The organism is Ruegeria sp. CDSB136 (assembly GCF_059610965.1).
In genome coordinates this window covers 23091-42779 of sequence record NZ_JBXWOP010000017.1, presented here as the reverse complement: position 1 = coordinate 42779, position 19689 = coordinate 23091, and the positions used below count along the sequence as shown (strand labels likewise).

General features: G+C 56.6%; 13 protein-coding genes. 10 read left to right on the top strand and 3 right to left on the bottom strand.

Annotated elements, in window-relative coordinates:
* Nucleotides 1-43: 43 nt before the first annotated feature.
* The gene (locus AC2FIR_RS17580) at nt 44-832 is read right to left on the bottom strand and encodes a phytanoyl-CoA dioxygenase family protein (protein WP_496747101.1); all 789 of its coding nucleotides are present in this window, start codon (nt 830-832) and stop codon (nt 44-46) included.
* Between the two features lie 354 nt (nt 833-1186).
* Here AC2FIR_RS17580 and AC2FIR_RS17575 point away from each other — a divergent pair, with 354 nt between their 5' ends.
* The 8 genes from AC2FIR_RS17575 (at nt 1187) to AC2FIR_RS17540 (ending at nt 9637) form a co-directional block, all read left to right on the top strand.
* Entirely contained in the window at nt 1187-2437 is a 1251-nt protein-coding gene (locus AC2FIR_RS17575) for an FAD-dependent oxidoreductase (RefSeq protein ID WP_496747103.1), read from the top strand.
* A 13-nt stretch (nt 2438-2450) separates the two neighbouring features.
* Nucleotides 2451-2708: a sarcosine oxidase subunit delta gene (locus tag AC2FIR_RS17570; RefSeq protein WP_496747105.1), complete on the top strand. Its 258-nt coding sequence runs from the start codon at nt 2451-2453 to the stop codon at nt 2706-2708.
* Nucleotides 2695-5565: a 2Fe-2S iron-sulfur cluster-binding protein gene (locus tag AC2FIR_RS17565; RefSeq protein WP_496747107.1), complete on the top strand. Its 2871-nt coding sequence runs from the start codon at nt 2695-2697 to the stop codon at nt 5563-5565. The genes AC2FIR_RS17570 and AC2FIR_RS17565 overlap by 14 nt, the downstream gene beginning before the upstream one ends.
* A gap of 1 nt (nt 5566) precedes the next feature.
* Nucleotides 5567-6064 carry a sarcosine oxidase subunit gamma gene (locus AC2FIR_RS17560; protein ID WP_496747109.1) on the top strand — a complete coding sequence of 166 codons (498 nt, stop codon included), beginning with the start codon at nt 5567-5569 and terminating at the stop codon, nt 6062-6064.
* A gap of 186 nt (nt 6065-6250) precedes the next feature.
* The gene (locus AC2FIR_RS17555; RefSeq protein ID WP_170613915.1) at nt 6251-7183 is read left to right on the top strand and encodes an AEC family transporter; all 933 of its coding nucleotides are present in this window, start codon (nt 6251-6253) and stop codon (nt 7181-7183) included.
* 242 nt (nt 7184-7425) lie between these two features.
* A complete protein-coding gene (locus tag AC2FIR_RS17550; protein ID WP_496747110.1) occupies nt 7426-8520 on the top strand; it encodes a pyridoxal phosphate-dependent aminotransferase in 1095 nt (364 codons plus the stop codon).
* Nucleotides 8520-9068 carry a decarboxylase gene (locus AC2FIR_RS17545; RefSeq protein WP_496747112.1) on the top strand — a complete coding sequence of 183 codons (549 nt, stop codon included), beginning with the start codon at nt 8520-8522 and terminating at the stop codon, nt 9066-9068. Before AC2FIR_RS17550 ends, AC2FIR_RS17545 begins: the two co-directional genes overlap by 1 nt.
* Nucleotides 9065-9637, top strand: coding sequence for a thiamine pyrophosphate-dependent enzyme (locus AC2FIR_RS17540; RefSeq protein ID WP_496747114.1), 573 nt, complete (start codon nt 9065-9067; stop codon nt 9635-9637). Before AC2FIR_RS17545 ends, AC2FIR_RS17540 begins: the two co-directional genes overlap by 4 nt.
* Nucleotides 9638-9678: 41 nt before the next feature.
* On the opposite strand, the gene AC2FIR_RS17535 is transcribed toward AC2FIR_RS17540, so the two are convergent.
* Nucleotides 9679-10257 carry a helix-turn-helix domain-containing protein gene (locus AC2FIR_RS17535; protein ID WP_496747115.1) on the bottom strand — a complete coding sequence of 193 codons (579 nt, stop codon included), beginning with the start codon at nt 10255-10257 and terminating at the stop codon, nt 9679-9681.
* A gap of 633 nt (nt 10258-10890) precedes the next feature.
* On the opposite strand from AC2FIR_RS17535, the gene AC2FIR_RS17530 reads away from it, so the two are divergent.
* Together AC2FIR_RS17530 and AC2FIR_RS17525 are read left to right on the top strand one after the other, a co-directional pair.
* Nucleotides 10891-13089: an alkaline phosphatase family protein gene (locus AC2FIR_RS17530; RefSeq protein ID WP_496762805.1), complete on the top strand. Its 2199-nt coding sequence runs from the start codon at nt 10891-10893 to the stop codon at nt 13087-13089.
* Nucleotides 13090-13093: 4 nt separating this feature from the next.
* Nucleotides 13094-14416: a hypothetical protein gene (locus tag AC2FIR_RS17525; RefSeq protein ID WP_496716733.1), complete on the top strand. Its 1323-nt coding sequence runs from the start codon at nt 13094-13096 to the stop codon at nt 14414-14416.
* A gap of 42 nt (nt 14417-14458) precedes the next feature.
* Here AC2FIR_RS17525 and AC2FIR_RS17520 read toward each other — a convergent pair whose 3' ends face one another.
* Entirely contained in the window at nt 14459-19669 is a 5211-nt protein-coding gene (locus tag AC2FIR_RS17520) for an AAA family ATPase (RefSeq protein ID WP_496762803.1), read from the bottom strand.
* Nucleotides 19670-19689: the final 20 nt, after the last annotated feature.

The following is a 19689-nucleotide window of genomic DNA, read 5'->3' as shown; positions in this document are numbered from 1 at the left end:
GTCGCGGTGAAGGGCCGGAACACCGGCCCTTGCCACATTCAGCTTATGCAGTTTCGTAGATAACCGGGAAACGTCCGCCTGCGAACGGAGCGCCGGGTTGCAGGCTTTCATCATGCAGCCATTCGGTCACCGCATCGCGCGGTTCATAGGTTGCCCCTTTGACTGCAAACCGTATTGCATATCCGCGTCTTCGGCGGGTCGTGGTTCTGTTGCCCATCGCCGAATGCACGGTCATCCCGTCAAAGGCCAAAGCGTCACCGGGCTCCATATGCTCATAGTGAAAGATGTCATAATCTGTGCGGTTGGCCTCAAAGTCCGGCATGTCGATGTATTCCGGGTTGTCCTGTTCAAGATAATGCAAGAAACCACCCATTTGATCGGTTTTGAACGGTCGGTATTTGGCGCCCCAGGCATGTGATCCTCGCACAAATTCCAGTGCGCCATTGTCAGGATCGACTGGGTCGAGCGCGATCCACATCGTCATGATCGGGCCGGACACCGGCCAATAGGGTTGATCCGTGTGCCACCCGGTCTGGGTCTGTGTGCCGGGCTCTTTCACGAAAATCTGGTCATATATCAACGATGTCCAGGGGCTGCCGGCCACCTCTGCCACACGTTGGCCCATGTCCGAGGTCAGGCAATAATCCTGAAACACGCCCGGCATTTCACGCATGTTTTTGTAGGCAAAATACCGGTCGCCTTTTTGGACTTCGGTGTCCACAGCGTGGCGCAGTTTGGCCAACCACTCCTCGGACAGGATATTCTTCAGCAACACGACACCGTCGCGTGCATAGGCTTCCTGAACGGCCTTTGTGTCAATTGTATATGTCATTGCATTTCCATCCACTAAATCCGCCCGAATTACAGGACGGTAGAAAATGGGCGCGACGCGCCCGGGCTCTCATGGATTCAGGATGCTGGTGAACTGCGGCAATTGATTATGAAACAGGGCCATTTCGACCGGGCCGACCACTTGCCGGCAAGGCTTCGATGAAACTGTTCAACGCGGCGTATCATGGCGACATCCTAGCCAAACTGGTGTGAATAGACAGAAAATACGGAAGCAACCCGAATGGTCCGCCAAAACAACGGTTCGGTTCAGAGGTCCTGGGCGCGAAATTTTGGTTGCTTCCCGGTAAATTTGTTTATTGACGTGATTTGATTATTGATAAATATTGTTACCATCATGCAAAAGTATTCCATATTCTCGCTCGCTCGGAATGCGCTGTCCGGACACCGCAACTGGCCTCTGGCTTGGCGCAGCCCGCCCTTGAAAGACAGGTATGAGGTCGTGGTGATCGGGGCAGGGGGGCACGGTCTGGCTACGGCCTATTATATGGCGAAAGAATTCGGCATCACAAATGTCGCAGTTCTGGAACGCGGTTGGCTGGGCGGTGGAAATATCGCGCGCAACACGGTGACGATCCGGTCGAACTATATGCGTGACGAGTCGATCCCTTTCTATGTCAAATCTGTTGCGATGTACGAAGGCCTTACGCACGAGCTTAACTTCAACATGATGCATTCAAAACGCACCATGGTTGATGTTGTGCAGACCTGGCCCAAACTGCGGGAGCTGCGGCGGCGCCAACTGGTCATGGATATCTATGGCTCGACCTATGAACAGATCACGACGGAAGAGCTGCGTCTTCTCGTTCCGGCGCTGACCGGCGGAGGGCCGGATGCGCGCCTGCCGGTAATTTGCGGCATGGTTCATACCGATGCAGGCGTGAACCGACATGATGCTGTGGCCTGGGGGTATGCACGTGCGGCTGACGCCATGGGTGTGGATATCCATCAACAGACCGCCGTGCAGTCGTTGATCCGCGGCTTGGATGGTAAGATTGCCGGTGTCGAGACCAATCGGGGAACAATACACGCAGATAAGGTTGTCGTGGCGGTATCGGGCCATACCACGACGCTGACGGAAACCGCAGGGCTCAAACTGCCGTTGCGGACGATGAACCTGACGGCCTTTGTGTCGGAACCTGTCAAACCGCTGGTCGACGTCATAGTGAATTGCCCGGACAGTGGGTTCTATTTCAGTCAGTCCGACAAAGGCGAAATGGTGATCGGCGGCGCGCCGGATATGGGGCAGAGTTTTCGTCGGGACATCAAGCAAAACGTCTTTGAAGACACGGTTGCTTCGATGCTTTCCCTGTTCCCGTCCTTCAAAAAACTCAAACTGATGCGCCAATGGGGCGGGCATCTGGACATTGCGCATGATGCATCCCCCATCATGGACCAGACCGAAGTGCCCGGACTGTTCGTCACGGCGGGTTGGTGGGGCGGTTACAAGGCGATCCCGGCGGGCGGTCTGACGTTGGCGCATCTGGTCGCCAAAGGAGAACCGCACCCGCTGATGGCATCCTTCACCCTCGACCGGTTCCGTCATCTTGAATTCGTGATGGAAGCCGGCACCACCACGGCGCGATGAAAAGGACAGGACCATGATGCTGATACCCTGCCCATTTTGCGGCAAACGAAACGAAAGCGAATTCATCTTTGGCGGTCCGGTCGGGGCGGACCGGCCCGATCCGAATGCCGTCAGTGACGCGGAGTGGGTCGAATACCTGACTGTTGTGCCAAACCCATTGGGACCTGTGCAGGAAAAATGGTGGCACGCGCGCGGATGCGGTGAATGGCTGACGATCTGGCGCGATACCCGGACACACGAGATTGTGGAGGTGCCCCATGGCACAGAGTAACCGCCTCGCGTCCGGGGGGCGCATAGACCGCAATCGACCTTTGCAGTTTCAATTCAACGGCAAACGCTACAAAGGGTACGAGGGCGACACTCTGGCTTCGGCCTTGCTGGCCAATGGCGTTCGTGTGACAGCCCGCAGTTTCAAGTACCACCGCCCGCGCGGCATTGTCGGTCATGGCCCCGAGGAACCGTCGACTCTGGTAGAACTGGATGGCGAGGACGCATCGGGCAACCGACCCGCAACCACCGTACCCCTTCGGGATGGGCTGAGCGCCCGTTCCGTCAATTGCTGGCCTTCGCCCGATTTCGATTTGGGCGGGGTTAACCAACTGCTTGGCCGCTTCATCCCGGCCGGGTTTTATTACAAAACCTTCAAATGGCCGGATTGGCACTTGTTTGAACCCACAATCCGCAAGGCTGCGGGGCTCGCCGCAGCACCCTCTCGGCCCCCCTCTGCGGGCCGGTTCGAGGCGCGGCACGCCCATGCTGATGTTCTGATCGCCGGAGCAGGCCCCGCCGGCCTGCAGGCCGCACTTGAGGCAGGTCGCGCAGGAAAGCGGGTGTTCATCGCGGATGAGGGACCCGAGGCAGGAGGAAGCCTGCTCAACCGGACGCTGACCATCAATGGGCGACCAGCAATGGAATGGGTGGCCGAAGCAGTTCGGGAATTGCGCAAGATGGACAATGTCACCCATCTGCAAAACGCAACTGTCTGGGCTTATCGCGAACACAATCTGCTGATCGTGAACGAACGGGAGCCGGAACAGAACAGCATCCTGGAGCGCAGCTGGCGGGTGCGCGCAGGTGAAGTGATCATTGCCACCGGCGCCACGGAGCGTGCAATGGTCTTTGCCGACAATGATCGTCCCGGTGTCATGCTGGCCTCATCGATACAGGCCTATGTGAACCGCTGGGGCGTTGTTCCCGGGCACCGCGTGGCCTTGTTCACCAACAACAACAGCATCTACGCGGTCGCCGCTGATCTGTTGGCGGCGGGTTTGGCAGTTGTTTCAATTCTCGATAGCCGCAAAAAGGTGCCTCAGGCTGCGCTGGACAAGGTGCCGGGTATCTCGGTTCATCCGGGGACCGTGGCTGCGGGTGTACGCGGGCACAAACGTCTGCGCGCCGTCCGCGCTGTCGCCGTCGACAGCGGCGCTGAAACATGGATTGACTGCGATGTGCTGGGTCATTCCGGGGGCTGGAACCCGACTGTGCATCTGTGGTCGCAATCCCGCAGCTCGCTGCGGTTCGATGACAATCTGGCCGCATTTGTTCCCGAAACAGCGGCCCAGGCTTGCCGGGCCACGGGTGCTGCGGCTGGGGAAATGAACCTGGATCGGATCATCGATGGCGGCGAAGATCTGACATACGACATCGAACCGCTCTGGCGTGTCGATGTGCCGGGGCAACGCGGCAAGGCGTTTCTGGACATCCAGAACGATGTCTCGGTCAGCGATGTGCATCTGGCCTTGCGCGAAGGCTATGACAATGTCGAACACGTCAAGCGCTACACGACTGGTGGCATGGGCATCGATCAGGGGAAAACCGGCAATATCAACATCATCGGCACCGTGGCAATGCAAAAGGGCGTACCATTGCAGGAGGTCGGTACGACAACGTTCCGGTCGCCGTACACTCCGGTCTCCTTCGGCGCGATCGGTGGGCTGCGAGAGGACAGCGTTCTGTTTCCCTATCGTCACACTCCGGTGACACAATGGAACAAAAACAACGGCGCGGTGATGTACGAGGCTGGCGCACGCTGGCGGCGTCCTGGCTATTTCCCAAAACCCGGTGAGGGATTGCAGGAGGCTGTCAACCGCGAATGCCGGGCAGTCAGGGAAGGCGTTGGTGTCTATGACGGCTCGCCGCTTGGAACGTTTGAACTGAAAGGCCGCGACGTACCGCGCTTTCTCGATTTTCTGTACACGAACGCCATGTCCAGCCTGAAACCTGGCGAGGGGCGGTACGGGCTGATGCTGTCGGATGACGGGTTGATCCTGGATGACGGGGTGGCATTTCGGCTGGACGCGCATCGCTGGCTGATCTCGACCTCGACGGGCCATGCGGATGCGATCAACCAGCATATGGAGAAACTTCTGCAGACCGAGTTTCCGGACTGGCAGGTGATGATCACCACAGTCACGAGCCAGTGGAACAACGCCACGATCTGCGGGCCGCGCGCCCGGGATGTTCTGCAGGCACTGGGTACGGACATTGATCTGTCATCTGAAGCGTTCCCTTTCATGTCTTTCCGGGATGGCACCGTTGCCGGGTTTCCGGCCCGTGTCGTTCGTGTCAGTTTTACCGGAGAGCTGTCCTTTGAAGTCAATGTTGCCCCGCGTCATATGGCCGAACTGTGGGACAAAGTGATGGAGGCGGGTGCCCCATTTGGGATTCTGCCGGTCGGTTCGGAATCCAGCCATGTACTGCGGGTCGAAAAGGGGTTTCTTTCGCTGGGTCACGAAGTCGACGGCACCGTCGACGCATATGATCTGGGGATGGGCTGGGTCATGTCCAAAAAGAAGCCGGACTATCTTGGCAAACGCTCGGTCTTGCTGCGACGCGAAAGCGGGCGCGTTCGCCGCGAACTGGTTGGCATTCTGCCCGAAGACACCAACCAGCAGGTTCCGGAAGGCGCGCCACTGACCCCCGGCGGCCGAAAGGAGGCGACCGAAGGCTTGGTTACGGCCTGCGTCTGGAGCGTGGTAAACAACCGCTGGGTCGGGTTGGCTTTGCTGGAAAACGGACATGCCCGGCACGGTGAAACCGCGTATGTCCGTCTTCGGGACAAGGTCATCCCGGTCACAATCACCAGACCGGTGTTTCACGACCCCGACGGCAAACTTCTGAGGTCCTGAGATGAGCTATGACGTACAATTTGCACGCCAGAGCCTGAGCGCACTTTTCGATCTTAAGGGGCAACCCGAGGCAATCGAAAGCTGGGTCAAGGACCTGTTGCCGAGCTTGCCAAAACAACCCAATACCCGCATCGGGCAAGAGGGGGCCGAACTGTACCATGTCGGCCGAAATCACTGGATTGTTCGGACTGGGCTAAATCGTGAACAGGAATATGAGGAAAGGCTCAAACCGGCGGATTGCCCGGAAGATATCAGCATCGTACGAATTTCGGACACGCTGACGTTTTTCCGCGTTGCCGGCCCCGAGGCGGCGGACGTGATGGCCATTGCCTGTCCGCTGGATCTGAACGAAACCATATTCGGCCCGGATGACGTGACCTATTCCGAGGTGTTTGGCCTGAAGGCGCTCGTGACAAGGTGTGATGGCGGTTTCGAATTCGCAGTCGAACAGAGTTTTGGCGATATGATTGAGGATTATCTGGCCCGGGCGACCGCCTGAAGAAACGGCGGTTCACAGCTTGGGCCTTTGTTATCGCAGCTTAGATAGGGCCGCTCAGCGGACCAATTTCCGCAATTCACGAGAATAACGATCCTGACTTGAAGTCAGAGCGAAACCATCGGTTGAATTGCAATTTCCGGCATGAAAAGGTCCGCTCAATAAGCGCCTTTCGAACTGCTGATTGCCATGCTGACAACGCTGACCTCTATTCTGCCGATCTTTCTGATTATTGCCCTTGGGCTGGCTCTTCGGAAAGGTGGCATTCCCAGCACGGACTTCTGGAACCTGAACGACAAACTTGTCTATTGGGTATTGATGCCATGCCTACTGTTCAGCAAGATCTCAATGTCCCCTTTGGACAAATCGGCGCTTGGGCTTTATTCGGCCACGATCCTGGGCGGGTTTGTTGCTGCGCTGATCTTTGCGGTTGTCAGCACGCGCCTGATGGGTTTCGCGCCGCCGCAGGGGACATCTATTTTGCAGGGCAGCGCCCGGCACAATTCCTTTATCGGACTTGCACTGGCGGCAAACCTTTTCGGTCCGGCAGGGTTTGACATCGCCATTCTGGCGACGGCGATCCTTGTTCCGATCACCAATATCGTCATGGTGATCATGCTGGTCGGTTCTTTGAAAAGCGACAGAACCACGAGTCTGCCGCTGGCCATTCTGCGGGAACTGGCCCGCAACCCCTATGTCATTTCAATCCTGTTGGCAGTGGGTGCCAACCAGCTGATCGGAGACCGGATTCCGGTGGTTCACGATGTGGCCGATGTTCTGGGTGCGGGGGCGCTGCCTATTACTCTGCTGGCCGTTGGCGCAAACCTGAGAGTCCGCGCAATGGCTGCCAGCACAATACCCCTGATCCTTGCGTTCACGGGCAAGATGGTGGTTTTCCCTGTCGCGGTTCTGGTAATCGGACTGGCCGTCGGACTGCCGCAGAACGTGCTGCAGATCGCCGTGGTTTATTCCGTTGTTCCGACGGGTGCGTCCTCTTACACGTTGTCAAAACAACTGGGCGGAGATGCGCCTTTGATGGCGGCGATCGTCACGCTACAGACCCTGATTGCTGCGGTCAGTATACCACTTTCATTGGCGATACTGCTTCCGATGGCCGGGTAATACAGTTCCAAGCGACCCTCGCTGAAGAATCCCGAACAGCCGTTTGCCCTTTGGGCTGCCGTTTCATGCCTGTCAATTCCAACCCGATGCCGCAGGTATCCGGGCAAACAAGCGTCGCGCTGCTTTCATCCAAGCAGGCTCACTTAAATCATAATATTTTTGAAATTGAGTTGCTAAAAAGTAAACATTGTATGATAAAAGTAAGCGCCAACTACCCGGCCAGTGACTGCTGGAGGACAAGAATGACAGTAGCCTTGGCGAAATCAGGAATTTCGCGCATCAAACCCCACATGGTCGCAGGGGCGATTGATGCATCACCTCCACCGTCTGTTCTGCTCAACTCCAACGAAAGCGCGTTTGGTCCCAGCCGTTTGGCCCGGGCCGCCGCGCAGGCAGCAACAAGTTCAATCGAACGGTATCTGGAAAACCCCGATCTAACTCTCGCCCCGGCCATCGCTGAACATTTCGGCCTCGATGCCGCGCGGATCACAACCGGGCAGGGATCGGACGACCTGCTTGCACGGCTTGCCCGCGCTTATCTGGGTTCGGGTACCGAATTGATCCGCAGCGCGAACGGGTACCTGAAAGTCCCGAACTATGCGCACGCCAACGATGCAGGCGTCGTGTCGGTTGCGGACGATGGTTTCAAACCCTCTGTCGACCGCATGATCGAAGCCGTGACCGAACGGACCCGTATCGTCTATCTGGCCAACCCGGAAAACCCCGCAGGCACGTATCTGAACGGCTCTGAAATTCGCCGCCTGCACGCCGCCTTGCCAGACAATGTACTGCTGATAATCGACGCGGCGTATGAAGAATACATCGATGCCGAAGATTACGAGCCAGCGCATATTCTGGTTGATGAGGCCCAAAACGTGGTCATGTGCCGTACATTCTCAAAAATCTACGGTCTGGCAGGCGCGCGCGTGGGCTGGTTGTATGGGCCTGACGACATCGTCGATGTTGTTCGCAGGATCGGGCTGACCTTTCCGGTTGCATCGCCTTCGGCAATGGCTGCGATCGCCGCATTGGAGGACACAGCCCACACTCAGTATGTTCGCGATGCCAACCGCTTGGGCAGGAATTGGATCACCGCCGAGATGCAGGGGTTGGGACGGGACGTCATCCCCAGTCAGGCAAATTTCGTTCTTGTTCACTTCCCGGATGGCAACAAGTCAGCAGAAGCTGCGACACGCGCGCTTTTGCAGCACGGCATTGCCGTGCGGCGGTTCGCATCGCCAGCGTACACGGACTATCTGCGCATTACAGTCAGTCATATGCATGAATTGAAAATTGCACGGGACGGAATTGCCAAATTCCTGAACGGTGGCGTGTAATGGGTATGTCTTCCGGGATTACAGTGGACGCGCCAAAGGTTGCATACCCGTCGGGGCGCGCGATCATTGCGCAGCTCAAGGCCGCACAGGTTCAGGAAATCGTCGCCCTTCCGGATATCGTCACCAGCGACGGTCTGTTGTGGCCCATTTCCAAGGATCCCGACTTTCGACTGACGCGGATCTGCAAAGAGGATGAAGGTGTCAGTATTTGCGGCGCCATGTCCTACAATGGAACCCGGGCCGTTCTGATGATGCAGCAGACAGGGTTGATGGACTCCCTGAATGCAATTCGTGCGATCGGGATGGATTATGAATTGCCCGTTGTGATGATGGTTGGTTTGCAGGGCAAGGAACCACATGTGCACCCGGATCAATCTTCCTCCTACGGTGTTCGGATAATCCGCCCTGTCCTTGACGCGATGGAGGTATCGCATTCGCTGATCGAAGAACCCGGCGACGAAACCCACATACCGCAGGCCATCGCAACGGCCTATGCATCCTCGCAGCCTCATGTCTTTCTGATCGGCAGACCTCCGGAGGTGTCATGACGATGCGTCGCGACGAGGCGCTGCGGGCGCTGATCCCCCACATTCGCGACAGTGACATTGTAGTTGCAGTCTATCAAAGCTGCTTTGACTGGCTGGCCCTGAACCCGCGAGACCTGAACTATGTCGCCGTTGGCGCGATGGGTCAGGCATCGTCCCACGGGCTGGGATTGGCACTGGCCAATCCGGACCGGCGCGTAATTGTTCTGGATGGCGACGGCAGCCTGCTGATGAACCTCGGGTCGCTGGTGACGATCGCCGGCGCTGGCGTGTCGAACCTCTATCACTTTCTTTCGGCCAATCGGGTTTACGAGGTGAATGGAGCGCATCCGTTGCCCGGCGCTGAAAAGGTTGACTTTGCTGCAATGGCCTGGGCGGCTGGCTATGCCAGGGTTCAGCGATTCACCAATGTTGACAGGTTCGCCGAAGCCGCGCCGCATATCCTGTCTCTGGCAGGCCCACAGTTTGTTTCGATGGAGGTCACGGCAGGAACCTCCTATCCCAGAGACTACGCCTACATTCACAGCGCAGAGGCGCGTTCGACTTTTCGCGCAGCGCTCAATCGCCGATAAGGTGCAAGGCTCATCCTCACAGGCCGAAGCTTGGCAGCGCCCTATTGCGGGCGGGTTGAGACCGTAATGAACTCGACAGTATCAGACAGGATTTCACTGAAGCCGTGCGGAAGCTTGGCATCAAAACTCAGTGTATCGCCCGCCGACATCTGGAAATTCTCTCCTCCGCAACGGTAGGTGGCCTGACCTTCGATCATGTAGATGAACACATGACCTTCGTGCTGATAGCTGGGCAAGTTGCCGGATTGCTCTTTTGAAATGCGAATTCGCGCAGACTGAAAAATCCCACCGGGTGCCGAGTGCTTGCCCAACAGGAGATAGTCATGCGCATGCCCCTGCGTGATGCGCCGCGCGGGCAGACCATCGCCAACGCGCGCGTGATGAACATCTGCAGCGATATCCGACCGGGCAAACAGCGCCATCAGCGGCACATCCAGAGCATCTGCCAGTGATTGCAGTGTCGACAGCGAAGGCGAGACATTTGCGTTTTCGATCCGGCTGATCATCGCAGTGGATACTTGCGCCCGAGCCGCAAGATCGCCCAGCGTCAGTTCCCGTTCATGCCGCAACCGCTGAAGCGTCTGACCGACTTCACTTTCAGTGTCGTTTTTCTTTTCCACTTTCAACGCTGCCGATCAGGTTATCCGGGGCACGAGATTGGCACAGCATCGACATCCTTACCAGTGCAGGATTCACAAAAAAGCATTGTCGCGAGGCTTATTAGTCATCCGTTGCCTCGATTGGATTTTTGCAATCACATCACGGTGATTCTTTTCACTTTCGGCAGAACAAAAACCGGTTTCTCGCAGGTTTGAGCATCCACAAATGAAGCTTAATGATGTTATCAATCTTTATCACTCGCCCGCGTATTGGACATGATGGTTTTCGGATGCTCAATTCGTTTACCGGAAAACCCGGCACCACCCCCATCTGCCGATGACAACAGAATTACGTTCACACGGCAGACCTTTGTTCTGTAATGCAATCTTGAACGTAGGTCGTCGTCTTGGGACGTGGCGCACGGCAATCGTTTTTGTCGACGGAAAACTGGCTGACAGTCTATTGGGTCGGTTTCCGGCGCCTCATAGCAACGCAACTCAAAGCCAAAAATCCACCCCCAGCCAAGCGCGGCTCATTCGGACGTCAGAAGATTTTTCTTTTTGATTTGGCGTATTTGTTGCAAATTGGTGAACAAATCGTTTCCCATTTCTCTCTTTTTTCAGTTTTTGACCCCGCATGGATTGGACGGAAACATGGCCGAGAAAGACTTTATCGCAAATGCAGCACCAACCTATCTGATTAACCAGGTCAACAGCGGTGACACCTACAGCCTGTGGCGGCTGAACATGGATCTGCCTGAGCTGTTCGAACAGATCCTGTTGTCGCCCGGATCAAACTTTCCATCCAGCACAAAGCTGTGTCCGATCGGCGGGTATATGCTCTCCTATGATCTGTCGCAGCTTCAGGACCCAAAAGATCCCCATGTTCCCTATGATCTGTTCGAATTTGACCCGACCAACCCCGACCCGCTGAGCGTTCAGCCTTTGCAATCGGGGAAATGGAAGCAGCACAAATTCTGGCAGTATTTCGATCACTACACCTGGGATGCAACCGAAACGGATATCGTGCAGCTTGTGCCCATGACGGGATATGTCATGGCCTATATGCCGACAGCTGCACGCGGGACATATATGCTGTGGAATTTCGATCCCGCACCCAGCCCGATGTCGCCGCCCGACCCGCTGCCTACCTCGATGGGGCCGCAGGATGCCTTTGCCGAGATCACCGGCGGTAGCGCGTTGCTGCCCATGGGCAACTATGTGCTCGAATGGATCGCCGAGCATTCGAAATACCGCGTGTGGAACTTTGATCCGCAAAACTGGCATCCGTTGTCGATGCCGACGATATCTGAAGGCACGCGCCCGGACATTGATGCCTCGCACCACCTAATCGCCATGGGTGAGAACATTCTGGACATTGCGCCCGGAGATGGCAGTTACCGGCTTTGGGGGTTTGATCCGTTCCTTCCCGACCCGTTTGTCGGCCCCCTGAAACAGGGCGCCTTGCCTCAGGGGTTTGATGTGTCCGGTCAGCTGACTCCGGTACAGATGCCGATTCCCATTGATGCGGCCAAAGCCCTTGTTCCCGGCACGATGGATTTCATGCGCACCAATATCGAACATGTGGTCGTCTACATGCTTGAAAGCCGGACAATGGACAGTGTTCTGGGCTGGCTATACGAGGCGGACGCACCCCATCTGAACTACGTGAACGCGGAACCGCCGTTCAAGGCAAACTCGAAATCCTATACGAACACTTACAAAGGCACCCCGTATCCGGTGCACCAGTATGAGGATGGCAAGCTGAGCGATCAGTTCGTACTTTCCTCGCCCAAGATCGATCCGTTTCATTCGACAGCCGACAGCATTCAGCAGCAATACAGCGGCGGTTTTCCTGCCTACCAAAGCGGTGCAGTGCCGGACATGGGCGGGTTTGTGTCCAACAACCTCAGCCCCGAAGCAATGAGTTCGTTCAGCCCGACACAATTACCGGTGCTGAACGGTCTGGCCGAGAATTACGCGGTGAGCGATTATTGGTTTTCACCCATGCCGGGCGGCACAATTGCCAACCGGGGCTTTGCCCTGTCGGGATCGAACTACAACATTACGGTAAACTGCGAAGGTGAGCCGCAATACACGCAATACGCAGAGCGGCCCTTGCGGCAGCCGATCTGGAAAGTGCTTCAAAACAACGGCCATCAGGACTGGAAGATTTATTACTCGGTGGAATGGGAGAACCAAGTGTTCACCTATCACCTGTATATGCGCAATCAGTTGCCCAGCGTGGACAAAAGCAAGTTTCAGTACGTGCAGCCGCTCAGCACATTCATTGCAGATGCGAAGGCGGGGATGCTGCCGAAATTCTCGTTCCTCGAACCCGCCTGGATCGCGCCAAGTGGCGCGACCTCGTATCATCCCGGTGCTTCCGGCGACATGGTTCCGGGCGAGCGCAAACTGAAAGAGATCTACGAGGCGCTGAGGGGCAGCCCGCAATGGGACAAAACCGCATTGGTGATTACGTTCAGCAAGGGCGGAGGAATGTACGACCATGAGGCACCACCGATGGCACAACCGGCCTGGCCGAGGGATGTGAACGACGGGTTCAAGTATGATGTATTGGGCCCGCGTGTTCCGACAATAGTAGTGTCGCCGCGAGTGAAATCCAACACGGTGTTTCGCAGTGGCCAACCGCAGCCGTATGAAGGCACCTCTCTGCTGTCGACGGTTTTGGACTGGTACGGCATCCCGCGTGCGCGCTGGGGCTTGGGCGATCGGGTACAGGCGGCACCGACCTTTGAATCGGTGTTTGAACTGAGCGATCCGCGCACCGATCACCCTAAGCTCTCGGTGCCTTACGACAAGGACTATCCGCCTATCGGTTCGGATGGCTGATCCGATGGCTGAGTTTTCCTATTCTCTGGGGGCGGTGGAGCTGTTGAACGAACTGTTCCCACCTGCCGAACTTGCCAATGCCGATCTCGGGTTGACCGACCGCGAAAGCGTGATTGCGCATTACACAAGGAACTCGCTTGAGGCTGACGGGTTTTCCTCGGGCAACGTGCAGGTCACAAAATCAGGCGGGCAATACCGGGTTTCGATCTCGGCTGATCAGCCGGAAGCGGCGTTGTCTGTCTTTGCCGAACACCATCAGAAACTGTTCGCGCCGGATGCCGCGGGCAAGGCGGTCGCGGGAAAAAACCTGTTGCAGGACCTTGGGGTCTGGAACCCGATGGCCGGTTATCCGGTCAACAGCGACAAGGACGACGGCCTGTGCAAGTGGCATCTCTTCCCGCCCCTGGGGCTGAACGTCATGGGTCAGAGGGGTTTGTTGCTGATGCATTACCCGCCGTGGCAGGTGTTGCAGCAGGGTACTTTTCTGGAGTGTATGACCATGCATCGCTGGGATACCGTGTTGCGGGCCAGCGGAATTCCCGCGGATGACGTGAGTTTTTACCGAACTATTGTGGATGTAAATCCAATCGCCGCGCCCGGTGCAGGTCAAAGCGAATACCCCAATGACTATTTTCCCATCATGATGGCCTCGGGTTTTTTCGACGGCCCGCCCGAGCGCAGCTACATCCGATCGATGCTTAACCTCTATCTGAATGGGCCCAACGCAACAGGTGAGCGTCACACGCTGCCGCTGCTGGTCTGCGGATCACCTCTTTATGATCCGCAGGCTCCCGGCTGGTTCAGGGTCGCGTTCAAGGATGATATGCCGAAAGACGAAAACGGCACGCCGGAAACGCCGGTCTTGCAGGTCGGGAAAGTACGGATTTCCCCCGACGACCCGCGCGAGACACCGTATATGGTTGCCAATCACATGATCGCGGCAGGGGTAACCGGAAAGTGCACGGACTGCGCGAAAAAGATACCGGATATTAGGATGTACGAGGCGCAGGATCTGGTGGCTGCGTCCTTTTTGTTTGAATACACCAAGAACCCCGATATCGAGCCAGAGCAGGCAAAGGAGAACGCCTGCCAACGCTGGTTCGGCAACACCAAAGGGCTCGGGCCGCCCAATCCCGGTGACCCACACGACGCGCAGGTCATGTGCGCGCTGGCCCAGATGGACTTGTACTATTGTCCGGGACCGCCGCCGCACCCGAAATACACGTTCGACGAAGCGATGGCGCGGTGCGCCGGGGCTGGGAACGAAACCTGCGGGTGCAAGATTGCGCCTCCGTCCGGACCGAAGAACAGCATGACACACAGCTAGCGAGGCGTCCAAGAACGGGACAATTGATGTCTTTCATGTACCTCAGGTGTTTTCGTCCTGTTTCAGACCAGTGATTTCGTATGTTCTGACGGGCGCCCCGATGCCGCGCAGTTCAACCGTTCCATGTTCGACGCAGGCGATCTCGGGTTTGATCCGGTCATACGTGTCCTGCGAAATCAGAATGCTACCGGTGCGCGCAGCGTTTTCAAGGCGCGAGGCCTGGTTCACAGCGCGGCCAATCAGGGTGTAATCCATCCGGGACTCGCTGCCAAAATTGCCAACGGTGCAGTATCCGGTATGAATGCCCATGCGGCATTCCAGAGGTTTTCGGATTCCTTCTTTCAGCCACTCCTCGCGCAGCGCTCCAAGTCTGTCACGCATGGCAATCGCCATTTTGGCGCATGCAATGGCATCATTTTCAGGTCCGCGGGTTTCCGGATCGCCAAAAAAGATGACAATTCCGTCGCCGACAAACTTGTCGATGGTCGCGCCAAAAGACAAAGCAACTTCGGACATCTCTGACAGGTAATGGTTAAGCAATGTCTTCAAATCTTCGGAACTCATCTGTTCGGCAAGCTCGGTGAACCCGACCAGATCCGAAAAGAAGATCGTCAAAAGCTTGCGCTCCGAGGTCAGTCTGACCTCTTTCCTGCGATCGAAAATCGATCGATAAACCTGCGGTGACAGGTATTTGGACAGCTGGTTTGCAACGGCTTCCAGCGCATTTGTTTTCTGACTTAGTTCAGCGGTGCGCTGTTCGACCTTCTGCTCAAGGTCGACATAAAGCTTGGCGTTCTCGATCGATATTGAGGCTTGCGCCGTCAGCAATTCGCCAATTGCAACCCGCTCCTCCGGGAATGCTCCGGCGGCCAGGTTGTTCTCCAGATAGGCAATCCCGGAAAAGCGGTCGGAACGGATCACCGGAACACACATGACCGAGCGGATCTGATTCCTGACGACATAAGGATCAATGCCATACCGGGGATGGCCGGCTGCATCGTCGAGAACCAGAGGTTTCTGGGTTCGGGCCACATAATTGACAACGGACATTGCTAGGGTATCGGGGTCGGGTTCAAACTGAATATTGCGTGTTTCCAGGTCGCCCTCTTCGACGAGGCATTCAACTTCGGCCAGTAGTTGATCGTCATTCATTGACAGGAAAACGCCACGCTGCGCGCCCGTGCTTTCCAGCAGAATGCGCATTGTGCGTGACAGCAGATTGCTCAACACGATTTCGCCCGAAATCGCGCGGGCCGCATTCATGACCGCCTGCAAGTCAAGAGCGCTGTGCGAGATCGAATATCCGCTGTTTTCTGCATCCCTGTCCCCCGATGAACGGGTTGGTGCGATGAGTTGAAGGGTGGGGTTCTCGGCATCCATCAAATCGACTTTCCGCCTTGCACCCCATCGGTGATACAGGCGGCGAGCAGCGTCCAGATGCGCATTGGCCGCAAAACTCTGGCCGATCTTCTCAAAGGCCGACGACGCGAGTTCGTGAATCATGGCCCGGTCGCGGGTAAACCCGTTCTCTTCGGCACATGCGACGGCCCGGGTATAACACGACAGCGCATTCAACATATCGCCCTGCAAGCGCGCAAACTCTCCGCGCATGGCAAGGTCGAGATGGCTGAAATTCTCGGGGCAGTGCTGGGCCCAGTCGGCCATATGATTGGCGTGATCCTCCATCTTCTGCCAAAGATGCGATTGCTCGTCCGCAGGGGCTGTCTCGTACGTCGCGGAATAGGTCAGAAAGGCCAGAAACCGGAACCGAACGGATTGCGGCAGCGACATGACACTGTCCATCAACCTTTCCTGCGCGGCTACGTGCGGAACGGCCCCCTTGAAGTTGCGGTACAGGCAGTGAAGTTCGGCCTTATAGATGTGATAGTTCGCGACACCTGTCATGAAACCGCGCTCGGTCATTCCCTTCAGGCAGGAAACTTCATCGAACGTGTCATCGCTAAGTGAATACAAATCCCGGGTGTTGCCTGCGAAATTCTGCAACATCTGCAGAAAAAGACTGCCTGAATCGTAGCTGTCCGCATAGTTGCAGTCCTTGACGATCACCATGTATCGCGACTGTTCGGCAATTGCGGTTTCAAGATCCAGACGCGGGTCCCAGATGATGCAATCCTGAGCGTTATAGGCCAGATACAACAGATCGCCCGACTGGTATCCCGCCTCCAAGCCACGGGTGAACCATTCTGTCATCGTGCTCCAGTGGTGGCCCCAGTGGTGGATGAACATCGTGTAGACGTAAATAATGCGGGATTTCAGGGCAATGTCGTCATATGCCTCGTTCATAGCAAGCGAGAGCTTGCCGAACTTGATCGCTTCAGCAGGGCGGTTCATGCCCCCGCACAGCAACATCCCGTACGTCGAGTAGGCAAAGGCGGTTTCGGCCGAGTTTCCGAAACGCAGTGACAGGTTGACGGATTTCAGGATCAAAAGACGGAACAGGTTTCCGGCACCTGACAGAAAGGCCGCAGGAAAGATCTCCATCAACAGCCCGACCGCCGTTTCCATATTGGCGTCCGTCATACGGCCCGCGTTGATCAGATCGGCAATCTCCCGGCCTGCCAGGTTGACAGAAATCTCTGCGACTTCTGCTTCAACCTCTGCATCCGAGACATCCGCCGTGAACCTGACCCCAAGAAGGGAAAGCCCTTCGAGGGCTGAATCGATGGAGTCTTTCATCCGGCCCAAGGTCGAGTAATGCCTTGTTCTCATCGACAAAACGCGCGCCTTGTCCAGCGAGGTCCGAAGGTTTTCCAGCGCGCGTGACAACTCGGCATCGGCCTCGTCATGCAAGCCGTTCAGATAGGCGGTTTGTGCATAGAGCGATGATAGCAATCTGGTCAGCCCATAGGCCTCTTGCCACGGGTTCGAAGGAAGGAGGGACCGGGCAATACGCAAATAGTTCAAAGCCACCTGATACGAGGACGCATTGTGCGCAATGCGAGCAGCCGCCAGGTTCAGCTCCGCAAGTTCGCGTTTGTCATCTTTCCGGGTGATCAGATCGCGGGCCACGTTCAGATGGCGAACGATCTTGATCAGGCGTTCGTTTTGCGGCTCATCCGTGTCTTCGCTCTGCAAAAGTCGTCCGATCGACAGATGAACAGGCTGTTTTTCGGCGTCATCAATCAACTCGTAAGCGGCCTGATGCAGACGATCATGCTGGAACCGGTAGCGCGGGTTGACTGCCGCATCTGCCCTGGCGTCCGTCAGAGCTGCGGCCTGATCGAAAAGCTGGTAGCTGTCGTCCAAGGGCAGGATGATGTTGCGGGCCAGGGCGCTCATCAGGGATATGCCCAGCTGCTCTTTAGAGCGCTGATGAATCAGCGACAGCTTGGCCATGTCGAACTCGTGTCCGATACAGGCGGCCATGCGCAACGTTTCCTTGGTGTCATCCGGAAGTTTGTTCAGGTTTCCAATCAGGAACTCGACAATGTTATCGCCAATTTCGGCCTTCCTGATCGCAGCCAGATCCCATGTCCAGCGGCCATGTGTGCGGTCAAAATTAATCATCCCATCGTCGAACAGGGATTGAAGCAGTTCCTTTACAAACAGGGGGTTGCCTTCGGTTCGTTGAAAAAGAACAGCGCCAAGCTCTTGCGTGTCCGCCTCATCCGTTCGGAATGTCCGGGCAACTATCTGGTTCACGACCGCCTGATCCAGCGGCGGCAAGGTCAGATCATGTACCGCCCGTGTCTTGGCAACCTCCTTGCGCATCAGGCTCAGCAGGTGGCCGCTGTCCACTTCATTCTCGCGATAAGCGCCCAGAATAAGCAGATGACCGATGTCCCGGGCCGTTGCCATTTTCTGCAAAAGGTTAAGTGTCGGTGCATCGCTCCATTGCAGGTCGTCAAGATACAGTACCAGCGGGTGGTTTTCATCCGCCAGCAGCCTTACGAAGCTTAGAAATGTCAGTTGCAGCCGGTTCTGCGCCTCGGTCGGAGGAAGGGTCGGGACCGGCGGTTGCGGTCCGATGATCAGCCCCAGATCCGGCAGGACATCCAGCAACACTTGTGCGTTTCGCCCCAATGCGCCGACTATGTTTGATTTCCACGTCGCCAGTGACTCTGGCGGTTCCGCCAGCAGTTCCTGAACCAGCCCGGAAAATGCAGCGGCAATGCCGCTATAAGGTCTGACCCTTTCAAACTGGTCAAACTTGCCGCGCAGAAAAAAGCCGCGCGCCTCAAGAATTGGCCGGTTCAGTTCCGCGACCAACGCGGTTTTCCCAACCCCTGAACTGCCGGAAATCAGGCATAGCTCGGATGCGCCGGCCTCTACCTTGGCAAGCAATTGGGTCAATTGTTCCAGCTCGGCATCGCGTCCGATCAGCACTTGTGGAACACGAAACGTTTCGGACGTGTCTCGCTGCGCGATATTGAATGGCGCAATTTCACCAGTGCGCGAGAGGCTTCGGCGGCAGATCTCAAGATCGTGCAACAGACCAAACGAACTTTGGTAGCGGTCTTCAGGGTTTTTGGCCAAAAGCCGCAGCACAATCTCGATCAGCGTCGCTGGAACATATGCCCCGGCATCATCCGGGACACGTGGCCGCTTGGCGATGTGCGCATGGACCCATTCAAGTTGCGTTTCGGCCCTGAATGGCAATTGCCCAAACAAAAGTTCAAAGAATACGACACCAAGAGAATAGAAATCTGATCGGTAGTCGACGTCGTGCGAAATCCGTGCGGTGTGCTCGGGCGAGATATAAGGCAGATGGCCCTCGATCAGTTTCGAAGCAACCTTCCCCTGATGTTCCCGCGACAGGGCCGTCGCGATTTCGAAATTCATCAGCCGGACGCTCCAGTCCGCGTCATCCAGCAGAATATTCTGTGGTGCGATGTTTTTGTGAACCATACCGCGCGCATGGATGGCGTCCAGCGCAGTGGTAAGCCGGATTATGATGTCGACAACACGCTCAAGCGGCCATGTGGCGGTTCGTTTGGCGCGCAGGTAGTGCGACAAGGTCCATCCGGTCGCGGGGCTGATCATGACCGGGGCACCATTGCCAAGGAAGACCATATCCGTGACCGGGATAATCCCGTCCAGGCTGCCTAGCTCGTTTAACAGCCAATACTCGCGTTCCAGCCGCTTGGCATCCCGAATGTCGGGGAACTCGGCAGACAAGGTTTTGACAATCGCCGGCTGTCCGCTTTTGCTGTTGCGGGCATGAAAAAGCGAACTTGCGTAAAACGCCTCGATCTGCTGTTCGATCTGGTATCCGGCGATCTCAAGATGCAAGGCAGAAACTACCTTCCTGA

Coding starts and splice junctions, on each gene's coding strand:
- AC2FIR_RS17570 (WP_496747105.1), top strand. CDS start 2,451: ATGATGCTGATACCCTGCCCATTTTGCGGCAAACGAAACGAAAGCGAA.
- AC2FIR_RS17550 (WP_496747110.1), top strand. CDS start 7,426: ATGACAGTAGCCTTGGCGAAATCAGGAATTTCGCGCATCAAACCCCAC.
- AC2FIR_RS17575 (WP_496747103.1), top strand. CDS start 1,187: ATGCAAAAGTATTCCATATTCTCGCTCGCTCGGAATGCGCTGTCCGGA.
- AC2FIR_RS17525 (WP_496716733.1), top strand. CDS start 13,094: ATGGCTGAGTTTTCCTATTCTCTGGGGGCGGTGGAGCTGTTGAACGAA.
- AC2FIR_RS17580 (WP_496747101.1), bottom strand. CDS start 832: ATGACATATACAATTGACACAAAGGCCGTTCAGGAAGCCTATGCACGC.
- AC2FIR_RS17545 (WP_496747112.1), top strand. CDS start 8,520: ATGGGTATGTCTTCCGGGATTACAGTGGACGCGCCAAAGGTTGCATAC.
- AC2FIR_RS17540 (WP_496747114.1), top strand. CDS start 9,065: ATGACGATGCGTCGCGACGAGGCGCTGCGGGCGCTGATCCCCCACATT.
- AC2FIR_RS17530 (WP_496762805.1), top strand. CDS start 10,891: ATGGCCGAGAAAGACTTTATCGCAAATGCAGCACCAACCTATCTGATT.
- AC2FIR_RS17565 (WP_496747107.1), top strand. CDS start 2,695: ATGGCACAGAGTAACCGCCTCGCGTCCGGGGGGCGCATAGACCGCAAT.
- AC2FIR_RS17560 (WP_496747109.1), top strand. CDS start 5,567: ATGAGCTATGACGTACAATTTGCACGCCAGAGCCTGAGCGCACTTTTC.
- AC2FIR_RS17555 (WP_170613915.1), top strand. CDS start 6,251: ATGCTGACAACGCTGACCTCTATTCTGCCGATCTTTCTGATTATTGCC.